Origin of the sequence: Enterobacter dykesii (genome assembly GCF_008364625.2) — a bacterium.
GTDB lineage: Bacteria > Pseudomonadota > Gammaproteobacteria > Enterobacterales > Enterobacteriaceae > Enterobacter > Enterobacter dykesii.
Genome location: NZ_CP126604.1, coordinates 4,311,249 through 4,331,162, shown reverse-complemented (window position 1 = coordinate 4,331,162; position 19,914 = coordinate 4,311,249). Strand labels below are relative to the sequence as shown.

Here is a 19,914-nt window from a genome sequence, read left to right as displayed (position 1 = left end):
TTGAGGAATATACAGTACCTGCCAATTATAGATGTGTAAACATCTGGACGTCTAAATAACGAATTTCACAAGGGGCACACCATGACAATCCGCAATCACACTCTCGGTTTCCCTCGCGTCGGCCTGCGTCGCGAGCTGAAAAAAGCGCAAGAAAGCTACTGGGCGGGTAATGCCACCCGCGAAGAATTGCTGGCGGCAGGACGCGAGCTGCGCGCCCGCCACTGGGATCAGCAAAAACAGGCGGGTATTGACCTGCTGCCGGTGGGCGATTTCGCCTGGTACGACCATGTTCTGACGACCAGCCTGCTGCTTGGCAACGTGCCGGCTCGTCATCAGAACAAAGATGGATCGGTAGATATCGATACTCTGTTCCGCATCGGCCGTGGCCGCGCGCCAACGGGGGAGCCAGCGGCAGCGGCGGAAATGACCAAGTGGTTTAACACCAACTATCACTATATGGTGCCGGAGTTCGTCAAAGGCCAGCAGTTCAGGCTGACCTGGACGCAGCTTCTGGACGAAGTGGATGAAGCGCTGGCGCTGGGCCACCAGGTGAAGCCGGTGCTGCTCGGGCCGGTAACGTACCTGTGGCTGGGCAAAGTAAAGGGCGAGCCGTTTGACCGACTCAGCCTGCTGAAGGATATTCAGCCGGTCTACAAACAGGTGCTGAGTGAGCTGGGCAAACGCGGCATTCAGTGGGTGCAAATCGACGAACCGGCGCTGGTGCTTGAGCTGCCGCAGGATTGGCTCGATGCCTTCAAACCGGCGTATGACGCGCTCACCGGTCAGGTAAAACTCCTTCTGACAACCTATTTTGAAGGCGTGACGCCGAACCTGAAGACCATTACCGCGCTGCCGGTGCAGGGCCTGCACGTTGACCTCGTACACGGTAAAGACGATGTCGCGGAACTGCATAAGCGTTTGCCAGCGGACTGGCTGCTCTCCGCCGGGCTGATCAACGGCCGTAACGTCTGGCGCGCCGATCTCACCGAGAAATACGCGCAAATTAAAGACATCGTCGGCAAACGCGAGCTGTGGGTGGCCTCGTCCTGTTCGCTGCTGCACAGCCCGATCGATCTGAGCGTAGAGACCCGTCTGGATGCTGAGGTGAAAAGCTGGTTTGCCTTCGCCCTGCAAAAATGTGAAGAGCTGACGCTGCTGCGCGACGCGCTGAACAGCGGCGACACGGCGGCGATTACCGAATGGAGCGCCCCGATCCAGGCGCGTCGTCACTCGGCGCGCGTGCACAACCCGGCGGTGGAGAAACGCCTGGCGGCCATCACCGCCCAGGACAGCCAGCGCCAGAGTCCGTACGAGGTGCGCGCCGAAGCACAGCGCGCCCGCTTTAATCTGCCTGCGTGGCCGACCACCACAATTGGTTCTTTCCCGCAGACTACGGAAATCCGCGGCCTGCGCCTGGACTTTAAAAAGGGCAATCTGGATGCGAATCACTACCGCACCGGCATCGCGGAACACATCAAGCAGGCGATTATCGAGCAGGAACGCCTGGGGCTGGACGTGCTGGTGCACGGTGAAGCCGAGCGTAACGACATGGTGGAATACTTCGGTGAGCACCTGGACGGCTTTGTCTTTACCCAGAACGGCTGGGTGCAGAGCTACGGCTCCCGCTGCGTCAAGCCGCCGGTGGTCATCGGTGACGTCAGCCGTCCGGAAGCGATCACGGTTGAGTGGGCGAAGTATGCCCAGTCCCTGACCGACAAGCCGGTAAAAGGGATGCTGACCGGTCCGGTGACTATTCTCTGCTGGTCGTTCCCGCGTGAAGACGTGACCCGTGAAACCATCGCCAAACAGATCGCCCTGGCGCTGCGTGATGAGGTGGCGGATCTGGAAGCGGCAGGCATTGGTATTATCCAGATTGACGAGCCCGCCCTGCGCGAAGGGTTGCCGCTGCGCCGCAGCGACTGGGATGCCTACCTGCAGTGGGGCGTGGAGGCGTTCCGCATCAACGCCGCGGTGGCGAAGGACGACACCCAGATCCACACCCACATGTGCTACTGCGAATTTAACGACATCATGGATTCGATTGCCGCGCTGGACGCCGACGTGATTACCATCGAGACCTCGCGTTCAGACATGGAGCTGCTGGAGTCGTTTGAAGAGTTCGACTACCCGAATGAAATCGGGCCGGGCGTGTACGACATTCACTCCCCGAACGTGCCGAGCGTGGAGTGGATTGAAGCTCTGCTGAAAAAAGCGGCCCAGCGCATCCCGGCGGAGCGCCTGTGGGTGAACCCGGACTGCGGACTGAAAACCCGCGGCTGGCCGGAGACGCGCGCGGCGCTGGCGAACATGGTGAAGGCGGCACAGAATTTGCGCCAGGCGTGATGAATTGTTGGCCCGGTAAGGCATAGCCGCCACCGGGCTTTTTTTATTACGCTTTCTTACCGCCGTACTGGCTAAACCACGCCAGCATTCTCTGCCAGCCATCTTTGGCTGATTCTGCGTGATAGCTCGGACGATAATCGGCGTTAAACGCGTGCCCGGCATCCGGATACACCACAATCTCCGCCTTCGCATTTGCCGCGCGGAGCGCATGGCGCATGGTCTCTACCGAATCAAGCGAAATACCGGTGTCCTGGCCGCCGTAAAGCCCTAACACGGGGGCGTTCAACTCCGTGGCGATATCGACCGGATGTTTCGGTGAATTCAGCGTTTTTTCACCCACCAGCTTGCCGTACCAGGCGACAGCGGCTTTGAGCTGCGGGTTATGCGCGGCATACAGCCAGCTAATGCGTCCGCCCCAGCAGAAACCGGTGACCAGAAGACGATGCGGATCGCCGCCGTTGCGCGCCGCCCAGCTGGCGACGTGATCGAGATCGGCCAGCACCTGCGCGTCCGGGACTTTGCTGACCAGGTTGCTGAGCAGTGTTGGAATATCGCTGTAGTCGTTCGGATCGCCCTGACGGAAGTAGAGCTCTGGCGCAACGGCCAGATACCCTTCCAGCGCCAGCCGACGGCAGAGGTCGCGAATGTGTTCGTGAACACCAAATATCTCCTGAATCACAATCACGATGGGCAGCGGACCGTCTGCCGATTTTGGCCGTGCGTGATATGCAGGCATATTCTCCCCCTGCGAGGGAATGGAGGTCTCGCCCGCGGTAATTGCCGCTTCTGGCGTCGACACGATGGTTGAAGCATGGGGGGCCGCAGCAGGTGCAAAACCGGTTTTTTCAGTCATGGCATTCTCCGTACCAATGAGTTAGCGCAAAGGTAAATATAGACACCAGGTTAACAACTCACAGTGCCTTAAACGGTCTATCTTTTGTGCAGCACCTGGCGATATAACTTGTTAATGTGATGTAAATCACTTTTTTATGGAAATTCAATGTAATCATTTTCATTCATGGTGAGGTGTGTCACGAAAATATGCTTACTGCTTCTGTAAAGTACCGTTTTACTTCTTCTGACTAACCGACCCACAGAGGAGTCACCTATGTCTAAGTCTGATGTTTTTCATCTCGGCCTCACCAAAAACGATTTACAAGGGGCTACGCTCGCTATCGTCCCTGGCGATCCTGAGCGTGTGGAAAAGATCGCCGCGCTGATGGATAAGCCGGTCAAGCTGGCTGCCCATCGTGAGTTCACCACCTGGCGCGCAGAGCTGGATGGCAAAGCGGTGATCGTGTGTTCTACCGGTATCGGTGGTCCGTCTACGTCTATTGCTGTTGAAGAGCTGGCACAGCTGGGCATCCGTACCTTCCTGCGTATCGGTACCACCGGCGCTATCCAGCCGCACATCAACGTCGGTGACGTGCTGGTCACGACCGCGTCCGTTCGTCTGGACGGCGCAAGCCTGCACTTTGCACCGATGGAATTCCCGGCAGTGGCTGATTTCGAATGCACCACCGCGCTGGTTGAAGCCGCGAAATCCGTAGGCGCAACTACCCACGTGGGCGTCACCGCCTCTTCCGACACCTTCTACCCGGGCCAGGAGCGTTACGACACCTTCTCAGGCCGCGTGGTAAGCCGTTTCAAAGGCTCAATGGAAGAGTGGCAGTCCATGGGCGTGATGAACTACGAAATGGAATCCGCAACGCTGCTGACCATGTGTGCAAGCCAGGGTCTGCGTGCCGGTATGGTGGCGGGCGTGATCGTTAACCGCACCCAGCAGGAGATCCCGAACGCCGAAACCATGAAGCAGACCGAAAGTCATGCAGTGAAAATCGTGGTGGAAGCAGCGCGTCGCCTGATCTAATCCTCTCTTCCGAAATCAAAGGCCGACGCGTTCGGCCTTTATTTTTTGCGTAGCGCCTCGCAGGAAAACCCTTTCAAACTGGACGTTTATACAGCACAATTCTATTTTGTGCGGGTAATACGTTGATGCAGGGGGCATTGTGGATATCTCAATCCTGATTTACGCGGTGATTGCGCTGGTGGGCTTAGGGATTGGCTGGCTGATTTCCAGCTACCAGCATGCGCAGCAGAAGGCCGACCAGCTGGCCGAGCGAGAAGAGATGGTCGCCGATTTAAGCGCGACAAAACAGCAGCTTGCGCTGAGCGAACACTGGCGCGACGAGTGTGAATTGCTTAATAACGAGCTGCGCAACCTGCGTGATATCAACACGTCACTGGAAGCCGATCTCCGCGAAGTGACCACCCGCCTTGAATCCACCCAGCTGCATGCGGAAGACAAAATCCGCCAGATGATCAACAGCGAGCAGCGCCTCAGCGAACAGTTTGAGAACCTCGCCAACCGAATTTTTGAGCACAGCAACCGCCGCGTTGACGAACAGAACCGCCAGAGCCTGAACAGCCTGCTGACGCCCCTGCGCGAACAGCTTGACGGTTTTCGCCGTCAGGTGCAGGACAGCTTTGGTCAGGAAGCCCGCGAGCGTCACACCCTGGCGCATGAGATTCGCAATCTCCAGCAGCTCAATGCCCAGATGGCGCAGGAAGCGGTCAACCTGACCCGCGCGCTTAAAGGGGATAACAAAACCCAGGGCAACTGGGGAGAAGTGGTGCTGACCCGCGTCCTGGAAGCTTCTGGCCTGCGGGAAGGGTACGAATACGAAACGCAGGTGAGTATCGAAAACGACGCCCGCTCACGCATGCAGCCGGATGTGATCGTGCGGCTGCCGCAGGGCAAAGATGTGGTGATTGACGCCAAAATGACGCTGGTGGCGTATGAACGCTACTTTAATGCGGACGATGACTACACCCGCGAGTCTGCGCTGCAGGAGCACATTGCCTCCGTGCGTAATCATATTCGCCTGCTCGGCAGAAAAGACTACCAGCAGTTGCCGGGTCTGCGCTCGCTGGACTATGTCCTGATGTTCATCCCGGTAGAACCCGCGTTCCTGCTGGCACTCGACAGACAGCCTGAACTTATCACCGAAGCGCTCAAAAATAACATTATGCTGGTCAGCCCCACCACGCTGCTGGTGGCGTTACGCACCATTGCGAACCTGTGGCGCTATGAGCATCAGAGCCGCAACGCGCAGCAGATTGCCGATCGTGCCAGCAAGCTGTACGACAAAATGCGCCTCTTCGTGGATGATATGTCTTCAGTCGGGCAGAGCCTGGATCGTGCGCAGGAAAACTACCGCCAGGCGATGAAAAAACTCGCCTCCGGACGCGGCAATCTGCTGGCACAGGCCGAATCATTCCGTAGCCTGGGGGTTGAGGTTAAACGCGAGATTAATCCGGAATTGGTCGAACAGGCCACCGCCCAGGACGACGAGTTTCGCCTGCGAGAAGGCGCGGACGAACAAAATACAAACAGTGAAGACAACACGTTAGCGATGGATTCATCACCAGATGAGACCCCAGCGCGTTTCTTTCGCGGTGGTTGAAACGTAGGGCAAACGCGCCCAATCTGTTACACTTCACGAACATTTTACTGATAAGCAGGCTCTGAGATGGCTGACGATTCACAAGACACAACGCACTTTGGCTTTCAGACTGTTGCCAAAGCGCAGAAAGCTGACATGGTGGCCCACGTATTTCATTCCGTGGCGGCGAAGTACGATGTGATGAATGACCTGATGTCGTTCGGCATTCATCGCTTGTGGAAGCGCTTCACCATTGACTGTAGCGGCGTACGTCGTGGACAAACGGTGCTGGACTTAGCCGGCGGCACGGGCGATTTAACCGCGAAATTCTCCCGTCTGGTGGGCGAAACCGGTCGCGTTGTTCTCGCCGATATTAATGACTCCATGCTGAAAATGGGACGCGAAAAGCTGCGTAACATCGGCGTGGTGGGGAATGTGGAATATGTGCAGGCAAACGCCGAAGCGCTGCCATTCCCGGATAACACCTTTGACTGCATCACGATCTCTTTTGGTCTGCGTAACGTGACCGATAAAGAAAAAGCGCTGCGCTCCATGTACCGCGTGCTGAAGCCGGGGGGACGTCTGCTGGTGCTCGAGTTCTCTAAACCGATCATTGAGCCGCTGAGCAAAGCCTACGACGCCTATTCCTTCCACGTGCTGCCGCGAATTGGTGAGCTGGTGGCTAACGACGCTGAAAGCTACCGCTATCTGGCGGAATCTATCCGTATGCACCCGGATCAGGACACATTAAAAGCCATGATGCAGGACGCGGAATTTGAGAACGTTGAATATTTCAACCTGACGGCCGGTGTCGTCGCGCTGCATCGCGGTTACAAATTCTGAGTGGAGGTGTCCCGTGCCCTTTAAACCCTTAGTCTCCGCAGGCATCGAGAATGTACTGAACGCTTTTCTGTATCGCGCCCCTGCGCTGAAAGCTGCACGTCAGCGGCTTAACGGAAAGGTATTACGCATTGTTTTAAAAGAGTTCTCGACGCCGCTTGTGCTGGTATTCAGCGAACGCCAGCTTGACGTTCTGGGGGCGTGGGAAGGTGAAGCAGACTGCTCGGTCATCACGCATATGAGCGCGCTGCCAAAACTGCGCGATCGCCAGCAGTTAACGGCGCTTATCCGCAGCGGTGAGCTGGAAGTGGAAGGCGACATTCAGGTTGTGCAGAACTTCGTTGCGCTCACCGATCTGGCTGAGTTCGATCCGGCAGAGCTGCTCGCGCCTTTTATCGGCGACATTGCCGCCGAAGGCATCGGGAAAGTCCTTCATGGTGGCGCCTCCTTTGCGCGTAAAAGCCTCCAGCGCCAGCAACGCTATGCGACGGAAGTGCTGACTGAGGAGTGGCGAATGGCGCCCGGGCCACTGGAAGTTGCATGGTTTGCGGAAGAAACCGCTGCTATTGAACGTGCGGTTGATGCGTTAACCAAACGGCTGGAAAAACTGGAGGGCAAATGACGCCTGGTGAAATTCGGCGCCTCTATTTTATTATTCGCACCTTTTTGAGCTACGGGCTCGACGAGCTTATCCCCAAAATGCGTATCACGCTGCCGCTTCGTATCTGGCGGCGGATGCTCTTCTGGATGCCCAATCGCCATAAAGGTCAACCGCTGGGTGAGCGTCTGCGCCTCGCGCTGCAGGAGCTCGGCCCGGTATGGATTAAATTCGGGCAGATGCTGTCTACCCGCCGCGATCTCTTCCCGCCTCTGATTGCCGATGAGCTTGCGATGCTGCAGGATCGCGTCGCACCGTTTGACGGCGCGCGCGCGAAAAAGCAAATTGAAGAGGCGATGGGAAATGTCCCCGTCGAGACCTGGTTTGACGATTTCGACATTAAGCCACTGGCATCGGCCTCTATTGCGCAGGTGCACACCGCACGTTTGAAAGAAAACGGCAAAGAAGTCGTTATTAAAGTCATTCGTCCGGACATCCTGCCAGTCATCAAAGCGGACATGAAGCTGATTTATCGTCTGGCGCGCTGGGTGCCACGCCTGCTGCCGGACGGGCGTCGTCTTCGTCCACTTGAAGTGGTGCGGGAATATGAAAAAACGCTGATTGATGAGCTAAACCTGCTGCGCGAATCGGCGAATGCCATTCAGCTGCGTCGCAACTTTGAAAACAGCCCGATGCTCTATGTGCCTGAAGTCTATTCTGACTACTGCAGCCAGAGCATGATGGTGATGGAGCGTATCTACGGTATTCCGGTTTCGGATGTGGTCGCTCTGGAGAAACAGGGAACGAACATGAAGCTCCTGGCCGAGCGTGGCGTACAGGTCTTCTTTACACAGGTGTTCCGCGACAGCTTTTTCCATGCGGACATGCATCCGGGCAATATCTTCGTAAGCTACGAGCATCCTGAGGATCCGAAGTATATCGGTATCGACTGCGGAATTGTGGGTTCACTGAACAAGGAAGATAAACGGTATCTGGCTGAGAACTTCATCGCGTTCTTCAACCGCGACTACCGTAAGGTGGCCGAGCTGCACGTCGATTCCGGCTGGGTGCCGCCGGATACCAACGTCGAAGAGTTCGAGTTCGCGATCCGGACCGTTTGTGAACCGATTTTTGAAAAACCGCTGGCGGAAATTTCCTTTGGGCACGTGCTGTTGAACCTGTTCAACACGGCTCGCCGCTTTAATATGGAAGTTCAGCCGCAGCTAGTTTTACTTCAGAAAACATTACTTTACGTTGAGGGTGTAGGCCGACAGCTCTATCCTCAGTTAGACTTGTGGAAGACCGCGAAACCTTTCCTTGAATCCTGGATTAAGGATCAGGTTGGCATTCCGGCGCTGGTGCGCTCGCTGAAAGAGAAAGGCCCGTTCTGGATAGAAAAAATGCCTGAAATTCCTGAACTGGTTTATGACAGTTTGCGTCAGAGCAAGAACCTTCAGCACAGCATGGATAAAATCGCCCGCGAACTTCAGTCCAGCCGTGTTCGCCAGGGGCAGTCACGCTATCTCTTTGGGATTGGCGCAACGCTGCTGCTGAGCGGTACGCTGCTGCTGATCAACCGTCCGGACTGGCAGATGATGCCCGCCTGGCTGATGGCTGGCGGGGTGGTAGTCTGGCTAGCCGGCTGGCGAAAAACGCGCTGAGCGTGCGTCGCTATCGACGGGTCGCACACGTATAATGCGACCTGACTCATTAATCATCTATCCCTGAGGAACATGTATGGGTGGTATCAGTATCTGGCAATTGTTGATCATTGCCGTCATCGTCGTGCTGCTGTTTGGCACCAAAAAGCTCGGTTCTATTGGTTCCGATCTGGGCGCGTCTATCAAAGGCTTCAAGAAAGCGATGAGCGATGATGAGAGCAAGCAGGATAAAACCAGCCAGGACGCTGACTTTACTGCTAAATCCATCGCCGACAAGCAAGAAGAAGCCAAAAAGGAAGACGCTAAACGCCACGATAAAGAGCAGGTGTAAGTCGTGTTCGACATTGGTTTTAGTGAGCTCCTGCTGGTCTTTGTGATTGGCCTGATTGTGCTGGGGCCGCAGCGTCTGCCGGTGGCAGTGAAAACCGTTGCGGGCTGGGTTCGTGCGCTGAGATCGCTGGCATCTACCGTTCAGAATGAACTGGCGCAGGAGCTTAAGCTGCAGGAATTTCAGGAAAGCCTGAAAAAGGTCGAGAAGGCGAGCATGGATAACCTGACGCCGGAACTGAAAGCGTCAATGGATGAGCTGCGCGAAGCGGCGGAATCCATGAAGCGCTCTTACAGCGTTAACGATCCTGAAAAAGCGAGCGATGAAGCGAACACCATTCATAACCCGGTGGTGAAGGGCAGCGAGGAGCAGCGCGAGGGCGTTACGCCTGCCAGTGCTGAACATCAGGCTGCCGCGCCGGAACAGACGCCGCAGGAAACCGAACTGAAAAAACAGGCGCAGCCGGAAGAGCCGGTGGCAAAAGCGGCGGAAGTGAAGCCCGTTGCGTCCGTTTCCGAATCATCCCCCTCGTCGAGTGATAAAGCGTAAACATGGCAGTAGATGATACTCAACCGCTGATTACGCACCTCATTGAGCTGCGTAAGCGCCTGTTAAACTGCATTATTGCGGTTTTACTCATATTCCTGTGCCTGGTCTATTTTGCCAACGATATCTATCAGGTGGTCTCTGCGCCGCTGATCAAGCAGATGCCGCTGGGCGCAACGATGATTGCAACAGACGTTGCTTCTCCGTTCTTTACCCCCATCAAGCTGACCTTCTGGGTGTCGTTGATTGCCTCTGCGCCGGTCATTCTTTACCAGGTGTGGGCGTTTGTGGCGCCCGCGCTATATAAGCATGAACGCAAGCTGGTGATCCCGCTTCTGGTGTCCAGCTCGCTGCTGTTCTATATCGGCATGGCGTTTGCCTATTTCGTTGTCTTCCCGCTGGCCTTCGGCTTCCTGACGCATACCGCGCCGGAAGGGGTGCAGGTGTCGACGGATATCGCCAGCTACCTCAGCTTTGTGATGGCGCTGTTTATGGCGTTTGGCGTGGCATTCGAAGTGCCGGTGGCCATTGTGCTGCTCTGCTGGGTAGGAGTAACGACCCCGGATGACCTGCGTAAGAAGCGTCCGTATATCCTTGTGGGCGCATTTGTTGTCGGCATGCTGCTGACACCGCCGGATGTGTTCTCGCAGACGCTGCTGGCCATACCGATGTACTGTCTGTTTGAGGTCGGCGTTTTCTTCTCGCGTTTCTACGTGGGTAAAGGACGTCGAGCGGATGACGAAGACGATACGTCCGACAAGACCACTGAAGAGTAAAACCAGCCGCCCGTCAGGGCGGTTGTTATATGGGGATTTGCATGTTTGATATCGGACTCAACCTGACCAGCTCGCAGTTTGCGAAAGATCGTGATGAGGTGGTTGCGCGTGCGTTTGCCGCCGGGGTGAAAGGACTGCTGCTGACGGGCACCAACCTGCATGAGAGCGAGCAGGCGCAGCAGCTGGCGCAACGTTACGATCGCTGTTGGTCTACCGCTGGCGTGCATCCTCACGACAGCAGCCAGTGGACCGCGGAAAGTGGCGACACCCTGTACAGGCTGGCGAAGACGCCAGACGTTGTAGCGATCGGCGAATGCGGTCTCGATTTCAACCGTAACTTTTCCACGCCTGAAGAGCAGGAAAAGGCGTTTACTGCCCAGCTTGCGCTGGCGGCAGAGCTTGGAATGCCCGTGTTTATGCACTGCCGCGACGCGCATGAGCGTTTCCTGGCGCTTCTGGATCCGTGGCTGGAGAAACTGCCCGGCGCGGTACTGCACTGCTTCACCGGTTCACGGCAGGAAGCGCTGGATTGCCTGGCGCGAGGGCTTTATCTGGGTATTACCGGCTGGGTGTGCGATGGGCGCCGCGGGCTTGAACTTCGTGAGCTGTTGCCGGTAATCCCGGCTGACCGGCTGCTTCTTGAAACCGATGCGCCTTATCTGCTACCGCGCGATATGAAACCCAAACCGGCATCGCGGCGCAATGAGCCCGCGTATCTGGGGCACATTGTGGAGAGCGTTGCGAAGTGGCGCGGAGAGGATCCGCACTGGCTTTCGGCGCAGACGGATGACAACGTGCGTAATCTGTTCGGGATAAACGTTTAAAGCTTGCGGAAGTCGGTGTTTTTAACGCTCTGCAGCACCTGCTTGTTCAGCAGATTGAGCAACAGCATAGAGCGCGCTTCCCCGTCCGGCTCGGCAAAAATCGCCTGCAGGCCTTCGAAAGCGCCTTCGGTAATGACGACGCTATCGCCCGAGTAAGGAGTTTCGGGGTCGGTGATCCCTTCAGGCTGTTGATAAATCGACAGCTGATGAATGACCGTTGACGGAACCGTTGCCGGGTGGGCACCAAAACGAACGAAGTGGCTGACGCCGCGCGTTGCGCTGATGGTGGTGGTGTGGATGACTTCCGGGTCGAACTCCACGAAGAGGTAGTTCGGGAACAACGGCTCACTGACGGTTGTGCGCTTCCCGCGCTGCATTTTTTCAAGCGTGATCACGGGTGTCAGGCAATTTACAGACTGACGTTCAAGATGTTCCTGCGCGCGCTGAAGTTGCCCGCGTTTGCAATACAGTAAATACCAGGCCTGCATAATCACTCTTTCCCTTAGTTCGGGGCGCAAGCATATCAAAACCCTGGCGGGATCGCTAAGTTGATTATAATGGGGGAAAATGGAACAGAACGCATAAGTTCACGCTTATTTAACAAAATTACAGCATCAAGCAGGCTTACGCCGTATAATGAAGCGCTTACAGAGAGGCCATGATTAACTGCATGAAATACCACGATCTCCGCGACTTCCTGACGCTGCTGGAAAAGCAGGGTGAACTCAAACGTATTACATTTCCTGTCGATCCTTATCTGGAAATGACAGAAATTGCTGACCGCACCCTGCGTGCCGGTGGCCCCGCATTACTGTTTGAAAATCCGAAAGGTTACTCCATGCCGGTGCTGTGCAACCTGTTTGGCACCCCGCGTCGTGTTGCACTGGGAATGGGGCAGGAAGACGTCTCTGCGCTGCGTGAAGTCGGTAAACTGCTGGCGTTTCTGAAAGAGCCGGAGCCACCGAAGGGCTTTCGCGATCTGTTCGACAAACTGCCGCAGTTTAAGCAGGTGCTGAATATGCCCACCAAACGCCTGCGCGGCGCGGCGTGTCAGCAGAAAGTGCTGGAAGGCGATGCGGTAGATCTGACTAAAATCCCTATTATGCAGTGCTGGCCTGAAGATGCCGCGCCGCTGATTACCTGGGGGCTGACCGTTACGCGCGGCCCGCACAAAGAGCGGCAAAACCTCGGTATTTACCGCCAGCAGTTGATTGGCAAGAATAAACTCATCATGCGCTGGCTGTCGCATCGCGGCGGCGCGCTGGATTTCCAGGAGTGGTGCGCTGCGCATCCGGGGGAACGCTTCCCGGTGTCTGTCGCCTTAGGCGCCGATCCGGCCACCATTCTGGGAGCCGTCACACCCGTGCCGGATACACTCTCTGAATATGCATTTGCAGGCCTGCTGCGCGGAACGAAAACCGAAGTCGTGAAGTGTATCTCTAACGATCTCGAAGTTCCGGCCAGTGCGGAAATTGTGCTGGAAGGTTACCTCGAGCAGGGTGAAATGGCGCCAGAAGGCCCCTACGGCGACCACACCGGCTATTACAACGAAGTGGATAACTTCCCGGTGTTTACCGTGACGCATATTACGCAGCGTGAAGATGCGATTTATCACTCCACGTATACCGGACGTCCACCGGATGAACCGGCGGTGCTGGGCGTGGCGCTGAATGAAGTGTTTGTGCCGATCCTGCAAAAGCAGTTCCCGGAAATTGTTGATTTTTATCTGCCGCCTGAAGGATGCTCGTATCGCATGGCGGTGGTCACGATGAAGAAGCAGTATCCTGGTCATGCTAAACGCGTGATGATGGGCGTATGGTCTTTCCTGCGCCAGTTTATGTATACCAAATTTGTTATTGTCTGCGATGATGACGTTAACGCCCGCGACTGGAATGACGTAATCTGGGCCATCACCACGCGAATGGATCCGGCGCGCGATACGGTGTTAGTCGAAAACACGCCGATAGATTACCTGGATTTTGCCTCGCCGGTTTCCGGTCTTGGCTCAAAGATGGGACTGGATGCCACAAATAAATGGCCTGGCGAAACCGACCGTGAATGGGGTCGCCCGATCAAAAAAGATCCTGCTGTGACCGCGCGCATTGACGCGATCTGGGACGAGCTGGCCATAATGAATAACGGTAAACCCTGAGCTGACCGTTAAGCCCTATAGACTTCCCGACAGAGAGAGCGAATGACAACCTTAAGCTGTAAAGTGACCTCGGTAGATGCCATCACCGACACCGTATATCGCGTCCGTTTAGTGCCAGAAGCGCCATTCTCTTTCCGCGCGGGTCAGTACCTGATGGTCGTGATGGATGAGCGTGATAAGCGTCCTTTCTCCATGGCCTCCACGCCAGCGGAGCAGGAATTTATTGAGCTTCATATTGGTGCGTCAGAGCTTAACCTGTATGCGATGGCGGTGATGGATCGGATCCTGAAGGAACGTGAAATCGTGGTGGATATTCCGCACGGCGATGCGTGGCTGCGCGATGACGAAGACCGTCCGCTGATCCTGATCGCTGGCGGTACGGGCTTCTCTTATGTGCGCTCTATTCTGTTGACCGCCCTGGCGCGTAACCCGGACCGTGATATCACGATCTACTGGGGTGGCCGCGAAGAGAAACATCTGTACGACCTGTCTGAACTGGAAGCGCTGAGCGTAACCCATCCTAACCTGCGCATTGAGCCGGTGGTTGAGCAGCCGGAAGAGGGCTGGCGTGGTCGTAGCGGGACGGTGCTGACGGCGGTGCTGCAGGATCATGGCACGCTGGCAGGGCACGATATCTATATCGCTGGCCGTTTCGAGATGGCGAAAATTGCCCGCGACCTGTTCTGTAACGAACGTGACGCGCGTGAAGACCGCCTGTTCGGCGATGCTTTTGCGTTTATCTAAATAAAAAACCCGCCCCTGACAGGCGGGAAGAACGGCAACTAAACTCTTTCTCTTCGCCAATGACGCCATAACTGCGTTGGCTGCGTTCGTTCTGACGTCATTGGCTTTGAGATACTTTTCCTGATTTACACTCTCTCAAACACCGTCGCGATACCCTGACCCAGCCCGATGCACATCGTTGCCAGGCCAAACTGGGCATCTTTGCGTTCCATCAGGTTGATAAGCGTCGTGCTGATACGCGCCCCGGAGCAGCCCAGCGGGTGACCGAGGGCGATCGCGCCGCCGTTGAGGTTAATCTTCTCGTCGATCTGCTCCATTAGCCCCAGATCCTTAATACACGGCAGGATCTGCGCGGCGAACGCTTCGTTCATTTCAAACAGGTCGATGTCGCTGGCGGCTAATCCCGCTTTTTTCAGCGCCAGCTTCGAGGCCGGAACCGGGCCGTAACCCATGATTGAAGGATCGCAGCCCACGACCGCCATCGAACGTACCCGAGCGCGAGGCGTTAAGCCCAGATCGCGGGCACGACTTTCGCTCATCACCAGCATCGCGGCGGCACCGTCGGACAGCGCCGACGAAGTACCTGCCGTTACCGTACCGGTGACCGGATCAAACGCAGGGCGCAGGGTAGAAAGTGCTTCTACGGTGGTTTCCGGGCGGATGACTTCGTCGTAGCTGAACTGCTTCAGTACGCCGTCAGCGTCGTGGCCGCCGGTCGGGATGATCTCATTCTTAAAGGCACCGGACTGCGTCGCCGCCCATGCGCGAGCGTGAGAGCGTGCGGCAAAGGCATCCTGCATTTCACGGCTGATGCCGTGCAGACGAGAGAGCATCTCGGCGGTCAGGCCCATCATCCCCGCGGCTTTCGCCACGTTACGGCTCATGCCAGGATGAAAATCGACCCCGTGGCTCATCGGCACGTGACCCATGTGCTCAACGCCGCCCACCAGGCAGGCCTGCGCATCACCGGTCATGATCATCCGCGCCGCGTCGTGCAGAGCCTGCATTGACGAACCGCACAGGCGGTTGACGGTGACGGCCGGAACCGAATGCGGGATCTCCGCCAGCAGCGACGCGTTACGGGCGATGTTGAAACCTTGCTCCAGGGTCTGCTGCACGCAGCCCCAGTAGATATCGTCCAGCGCAGCAGGATCCAGCGCCGGGTTACGCGCCAGCAGGCTACGCATCAGATGCGCGGAGAGGTCTTCCGCACGCACGTTACGGAATGCACCGCCTTTTGAACGGCCCATCGGGGTGCGAATCGCATCAACAATGACAACCTTTTCCATTGTGACTCCTTAAGCCGTTTTCAGCTCGCCAACCGGACGGGCTGGCTCAACTGCTGGATAGTAGGGTTCGTTATGGCGCGCTTTGTTACGCAGCCCTTCCGGCACCTCATAAAGCGGGCCGAGGTGCTGATACTGCTGAGCCATATCGAGATAGCGGGCGCTGCCGAGCGTGTCCAGCCAGCGGAACGCGCCGCCGTGGAACGGAGGGAAGCCCAGGCCGTACACCAGCGCCATGTCGGCCTCTGCCGGGCTGGCGATGATGCCTTCTTCAAGGCAACGCACCACTTCGTTGATCATCGGGATCATCATGCGGGCGATGATTTCATCGTCGGTGAAGTCACGTTTTGGCTGGCTGACGTCGGCCAGCAGGCCATCCACCGCGGCATCTTCTTCTTTCTTCGGTTTGCCTTTGCTGTCTTCTTTATAGCGCCAGAAGCCCAGGCCGTTTTTCTGGCCGAAGCGGTTAGCATCGAACAAAGCGTCAATGGCGTCGCGATAATCTTTCTGCATACGCTGCGGGAAGCCTGCCGCCATCACCGCCTGAGCATGGTGGGCGGTATCAATGCCGACCACATCCAGCAGATACGCCGGGCCCATCGGCCAGCCGAACTGTTTCTCCATTACTTTGTCGATTTTGCGGAAGTCCGCACCGTCGCGCAGCAGCTGGCTGAAGCCGGCGAAGTAAGGGAACAGCACGCGGTTGACGAAGAAGCCCGGGCAGTCGTTAACAACGATCGGCGTTTTGCCCATCTTGCTCGCCCATGCCACCACTTTAGCGATGGTTTCGTCAGAGGTTTTTTCCCCGCGGATCACTTCGACCAGCGGCATACGGTGTACCGGGTTGAAGAAGTGCATCCCGCAGAAGTTTTCCGGACGCTTCAGCACGCTCGCCAGTTCGCTGATTGGAATGGTGGAGGTGTTAGAGGCCAGCACGGTCTCAGGACGAACTTTATCTTCCGTTTCTGCCAGCACCGCTTTTTTGACTTTCGGGTTCTCGACGACGGCTTCGACTACTACGTCCACACGGTCGAAACCGCTGTATTCCAGCACGGGCTGAATGGTGGAGATCACACCTGCAAGCTTCAGCCCGTCAATTTTTCCGCGCTCCAGCTGTTTATTCAGCAGCTTGGCCGCTTCGGTCATGCCCAGCGTCAGGGATTTCTCGCTGATGTCTTTCATCACTACCGGCACGCCTTTCCAGGCCGACTGGTAAGCGATGCCGCCACCCATAATGCCCGCGCCGAGTACCGCCGCATGTTTTGGCGTCTCAACGTTTTTGGTCAGCTGCTTGGCTTTACCCTTCACAAACTGATCGTTGAGGAAGATACCGACCAGCGCGCGAGCTTCATTGGTGTGCGCCAGCGGGACAAAGCTTTGATTTTCGAGCTTCAGCGCTTCATCGCGTCCGAGACGAGCAGCCGCTTCAATGGTTTTCACCGCCGTGATCGGCGCCGGGTAGTGTTTACCCGCCGTCTGCATCACCATGCCTTTGGCGATGGTGAAGCTCATGGTGGCTTCAATCTTGCTGAGTTTTAACGGCTCCAGCTTCGGCTGGCGTTTGGCTTTCCAGTCGAGATCGCCGTTAATGGCCTGACGCAGAATGGCGAGTGCGCCTTCAACCAGTTTCTCAGGCTTCACGACGCCGTCGACCAGGCCGATTTTCTGAGCCTGTTCTGCACCAACATCTTTACCTGCCGCAATGATTTCCAGCGCGCTGTCGGCACCGAGCATGCGCGGCATACGGACGGAGCCGCCAAAGCCCGGCATGATGCCCAGCCTGGTTTCCGGCAGGCCGATGCGCAGGTCCGGTGTCGCCAGACGGTAGTCGGTCGCGAGTACGCATTCGCAGCCGCCGCCCAGCGCGTAGCCGTTAACGGCGGAAATGGTCGGGACAGGCAGATCTTCCAGACGATTAAAGACGCTGTTGGCAAAGTGCAGCCACTGGCTCAGCTGTTCTTCCGGGACCAGGAACAGCGAAAGAAACTCGGTGATATCGGCACCGACGATAAAGGCCGCTTTGTTCGAACGCAGCAGCAGCCCTTTTAATTCAGGTTGTTTTTCAAGAACATCCAGCGCCTGGCCAAGACTGGCCACCGTCGCGGTATCAAGCTTGTTCACTGAGCCGGGGGCATCGAACACCAGTTCGGCAATGCCATCTTCCAGCCAGTTGAGGTACAGGGTGTCGCCTTTGTAGAGCATGTCAGTCTCCTGAATCCAGCAATTGGATCTGGTCATACCAGATGAATCGGAGTGTGGGATTTATGTTAATAAAATGCAAATTACTCATTAAGAAATTGCTGCATTGATCACGGTCGGTGGAAATCACGCAGCCGGAGTGAGGTGTGCTAAGATGCGATGACTTGAGGTCAAAAAAACGAAAGGAAGAATGATGGACTCACTGGCTTCGCTTTATAAAAATCATATCGTTACCCTACAGGAACGTACCCGCGATGTACTGGCCCGCTTTAAGCTGGATGCGCTGCTGATCCACTCCGGCGAGCTGATGAATACCTTTCTGGATGACCACGCTTATCCGTTTAAGGTGAACCCGCAGTTTAAAGCCTGGGTGCCGGTGACTCAGGTTCCAAATTGCTGGCTGCTGGTGGATGGCGTGAACAAGCCGAAGCTGTGGTTCTACCTGCCGGTCGATTACTGGCACAACGTAGAGCCGCTGCCGACCTCTTTCTGGACGGAAGAGATTGATGTGATTGCACTGCCGAAAGCGGACGGCATTGGCAGCCAGCTGCCTGCCGCGCGGGGCAACATCGCCTATATTGGCCCTGTTCCGGAGCGCGCGCTGGGTCTGGATATTCCGGCAGACAAACTCAATCCGAAAGGCGTGCTGGATTACCTGCACTATTATCGCGCGTATAAAACCGACTACGAACTTTACTGCATGCGTGAAGCGCAAAAAACGGCGGTGAACGGTCACCGTGCCGCGCATGAAGCGTTCCAGTCGGGGATGAGCGAGTTCGACATCAATCAGGCCTATCTGACCGCGACGGGCCACCGTGATACCGACGTGCCGTACAGCAATATCGTCGCGCTGAACGAGCACGCGTCCGTGCTTCACTACACCAAACTGGATCACCACGTTCCGTCGGAGATGCGCAGCTTCCTGCTTGACGCAGGCGCCGAGTACAACGGTTACGCGGCCGACCTGACCCGTACCTGGGCGGCGAATGCGGATACCGATTTCGCGCAGCTGATTAAAGACGTGAACGATGAACAGCTGGCGCTGATTGCCACCATGAAGGCGGGAACCAGCTATGTGGATTATCACATCCAGTTCCATCAGCGCATCGCTAAACTGCTGCGTAAGCATCAGATTGTGAAAGACATGAGCGAAGAGGCGATGGTCGAAAACGATCTGACCGGGCCATTTATGCCGCACGGTATCGGCCACCCGCTGGGCCTGCAGGTTCACGACGTTGCGGGCTTTATGCAGGATGACACCGGCACGCACCTGGCGGCACCGTCTAAATATCCTTACCTGCGCTGCACCCGTATTCTGGAGCCGCGTATGGTGCTGACGATTGAACCGGGGATCTACTTTATCGAATCCCTGCTGGCGCCGTGGCGTGAAGGGCAGTTCAGCAAGCACTTCAACTGGGAAAAAATTGACGCGCTGAAGCCGTTTGGCGGTATTCGCATCGAAGATAACGTGGTGGTTCACGAAAACGGTATTGAGAATATGACGCGAGACCTGAAGCTGGCCTGATGGAAAGCTGGCTGATACCGGCTGAACCGGTCACCTTTGTTGAGGAAATCAAGAAAAGCCGCTTTATTACGCTGCTGGCGCATACCGACGGCGTAGAGGCGGCAAAGGCGTTTGTCGAATCCGTTCGGGCTGAGCATCCTGACGCGCGTCACCACTGTGTGGCGTGGGTGGCAGGGCCGCCGGACGATTCACAACAGCTGGGGTTTTCCGACGACGGTGAACCGGCGGGCACGGCCGGTAAACCCATGCTTTCGCAGCTGATGGGCAGCGGCGTGGGTGAAATTACCGCCGTGGTGGTGCGCTACTACGGCGGCATCCTGTTGGGCACGGGTGGGCTGGTAAAAGCCTATGGCGGCGGAGTTCAGCAGGCACTGAATATGCTCACAACTATCCGCAAAACGCCGCTCACCGAATATACTTTGTTGTGCGATTACGCTCAGCTATCGGGCATTGAAACGCTGCTCAAACAGTTTAACGGCGTCATCGCGCACAGTGAATATCAGGCAATGGTGCAATTACGCGTGGCGCTTCCGCAGGCGGAGCTGGCTGCTTTTTCAGCAAAACTGGCTGATTTTAGTCGTGGTTCGTTGCAATTGCTGCCGATTGAAGAATAATCCCCACCTCACTTTTATGAATACCAAAGGAA

The 19,914-nt window shown here is 56.5% G+C and carries 18 protein-coding genes; 14 read left to right on the top strand and 4 right to left on the bottom strand.

Features of this window, described 5'->3' with window-relative positions; translation table 11 throughout:
• Positions 1 to 81 precede the first annotated feature (81 nt).
• The gene (gene metE / locus F0320_RS20690) at positions 82 to 2,343 is read left to right on the top strand and encodes a 5-methyltetrahydropteroyltriglutamate--homocysteine S-methyltransferase (RefSeq protein WP_126331093.1); all 2,262 of its coding nucleotides are present in this window, start codon (positions 82 to 84) and stop codon (positions 2,341 to 2,343) included.
• A 46-nt stretch (positions 2,344 to 2,389) separates the two neighbouring features.
• On the opposite strand, the gene F0320_RS20685 is transcribed toward metE, so the two are convergent.
• Positions 2,390 to 3,196 carry a dienelactone hydrolase family protein gene (locus F0320_RS20685; protein ID WP_023333795.1) on the bottom strand — a complete coding sequence of 269 codons (807 nt, stop codon included), beginning with the start codon at positions 3,194 to 3,196 and terminating at the stop codon, positions 2,390 to 2,392.
• A 255-nt stretch (positions 3,197 to 3,451) separates the two neighbouring features.
• Between F0320_RS20685 and udp the strand changes: the two genes are divergently transcribed.
• The 9 genes from udp to tatD all read left to right on the top strand — a co-directional run bounded on the left by udp (position 3,452) and on the right by tatD (position 11,362).
• A complete protein-coding gene (gene udp / locus F0320_RS20680; RefSeq protein WP_003860792.1) occupies positions 3,452 to 4,213 on the top strand; it encodes a uridine phosphorylase in 762 nt (253 codons plus the stop codon).
• A gap of 139 nt (positions 4,214 to 4,352) precedes the next feature.
• A complete protein-coding gene (gene rmuC / locus F0320_RS20675; RefSeq protein ID WP_126331095.1) occupies positions 4,353 to 5,810 on the top strand; it encodes a DNA recombination protein RmuC in 1,458 nt (485 codons plus the stop codon).
• A 66-nt stretch (positions 5,811 to 5,876) separates the two neighbouring features.
• Positions 5,877 to 6,632 carry a bifunctional demethylmenaquinone methyltransferase/2-methoxy-6-polyprenyl-1,4-benzoquinol methylase UbiE gene (gene ubiE, locus F0320_RS20670; protein WP_023309612.1) on the top strand — a complete coding sequence of 252 codons (756 nt, stop codon included), beginning with the start codon at positions 5,877 to 5,879 and terminating at the stop codon, positions 6,630 to 6,632.
• Positions 6,633 to 6,645: 13 nt separating this feature from the next.
• Complete coding sequence (gene ubiJ, locus F0320_RS20665) at positions 6,646 to 7,251, top strand: ubiquinone biosynthesis protein UbiJ (protein ID WP_126331097.1); 606 nt, start codon at positions 6,646 to 6,648, stop codon at positions 7,249 to 7,251.
• Positions 7,248 to 8,888, top strand: coding sequence for a ubiquinone biosynthesis regulatory protein kinase UbiB (gene ubiB, locus F0320_RS20660; protein ID WP_126331099.1), 1,641 nt, complete (start codon positions 7,248 to 7,250; stop codon positions 8,886 to 8,888). The genes ubiJ and ubiB overlap by 4 nt, the downstream gene beginning before the upstream one ends.
• 76 nt (positions 8,889 to 8,964) lie before the next feature.
• Positions 8,965 to 9,219, top strand: a complete 255-nt coding sequence (gene tatA, locus F0320_RS20655; RefSeq protein WP_024908000.1) for a Sec-independent protein translocase subunit TatA — start codon at positions 8,965 to 8,967, stop codon at positions 9,217 to 9,219.
• A 3-nt stretch (positions 9,220 to 9,222) separates the two neighbouring features.
• On the top strand, positions 9,223 to 9,765 hold the full coding sequence (gene tatB, locus F0320_RS20650; RefSeq protein ID WP_029741824.1) for a Sec-independent protein translocase protein TatB: 543 nt from the start codon (positions 9,223 to 9,225) through the stop codon (positions 9,763 to 9,765).
• A gap of 2 nt (positions 9,766 to 9,767) precedes the next feature.
• A complete protein-coding gene (tatC, locus tag F0320_RS20645) occupies positions 9,768 to 10,538 on the top strand; it encodes a Sec-independent protein translocase subunit TatC (protein ID WP_023309607.1) in 771 nt (256 codons plus the stop codon).
• Between the two features lie 41 nt (positions 10,539 to 10,579).
• A complete protein-coding gene (gene tatD, locus F0320_RS20640; protein ID WP_126331101.1) occupies positions 10,580 to 11,362 on the top strand; it encodes a 3'-5' ssDNA/RNA exonuclease TatD in 783 nt (260 codons plus the stop codon).
• On the opposite strand, the gene rfaH is transcribed toward tatD, so the two are convergent.
• Positions 11,359 to 11,850: a transcription/translation regulatory transformer protein RfaH gene (gene rfaH / locus F0320_RS20635; RefSeq protein ID WP_033146887.1), complete on the bottom strand. Its 492-nt coding sequence runs from the start codon at positions 11,848 to 11,850 to the stop codon at positions 11,359 to 11,361. The two genes, tatD and rfaH, sit on opposite strands and share 4 nt — an antisense overlap.
• Positions 11,851 to 12,023: 173 nt before the next feature.
• Here rfaH and ubiD point away from each other — a divergent pair, with 173 nt between their 5' ends.
• Positions 12,024 to 13,514, top strand: coding sequence for a 4-hydroxy-3-polyprenylbenzoate decarboxylase (gene ubiD, locus F0320_RS20630; RefSeq protein WP_161785596.1), 1,491 nt, complete (start codon positions 12,024 to 12,026; stop codon positions 13,512 to 13,514).
• A 42-nt stretch (positions 13,515 to 13,556) separates the two neighbouring features.
• Positions 13,557 to 14,258 carry an NAD(P)H-flavin reductase gene (gene fre, locus F0320_RS20625; protein ID WP_008501516.1) on the top strand — a complete coding sequence of 234 codons (702 nt, stop codon included), beginning with the start codon at positions 13,557 to 13,559 and terminating at the stop codon, positions 14,256 to 14,258.
• Positions 14,259 to 14,383: 125 nt separating this feature from the next.
• On the opposite strand, the gene fadA is transcribed toward fre, so the two are convergent.
• Positions 14,384 to 15,547: an acetyl-CoA C-acyltransferase FadA gene (fadA, locus tag F0320_RS20620; protein ID WP_126331105.1), complete on the bottom strand. Its 1,164-nt coding sequence runs from the start codon at positions 15,545 to 15,547 to the stop codon at positions 14,384 to 14,386.
• Between the two features lie 9 nt (positions 15,548 to 15,556).
• Positions 15,557 to 17,746 carry a fatty acid oxidation complex subunit alpha FadB gene (gene fadB / locus F0320_RS20615; RefSeq protein ID WP_126331107.1) on the bottom strand — a complete coding sequence of 730 codons (2,190 nt, stop codon included), beginning with the start codon at positions 17,744 to 17,746 and terminating at the stop codon, positions 15,557 to 15,559.
• A gap of 190 nt (positions 17,747 to 17,936) precedes the next feature.
• Here fadB and pepQ point away from each other — a divergent pair, with 190 nt between their 5' ends.
• Entirely contained in the window at positions 17,937 to 19,268 is a 1,332-nt protein-coding gene (gene pepQ / locus F0320_RS20610) for a Xaa-Pro dipeptidase (protein ID WP_045888442.1), read from the top strand.
• Positions 19,268 to 19,882 (top strand): IMPACT family protein, encoded by a 615-nt coding sequence (locus tag F0320_RS20605; RefSeq protein ID WP_063442062.1) that lies wholly within the window; start codon positions 19,268 to 19,270, stop codon positions 19,880 to 19,882. Before pepQ ends, F0320_RS20605 begins: the two co-directional genes overlap by 1 nt.
• Positions 19,883 to 19,914: the final 32 nt, after the last annotated feature.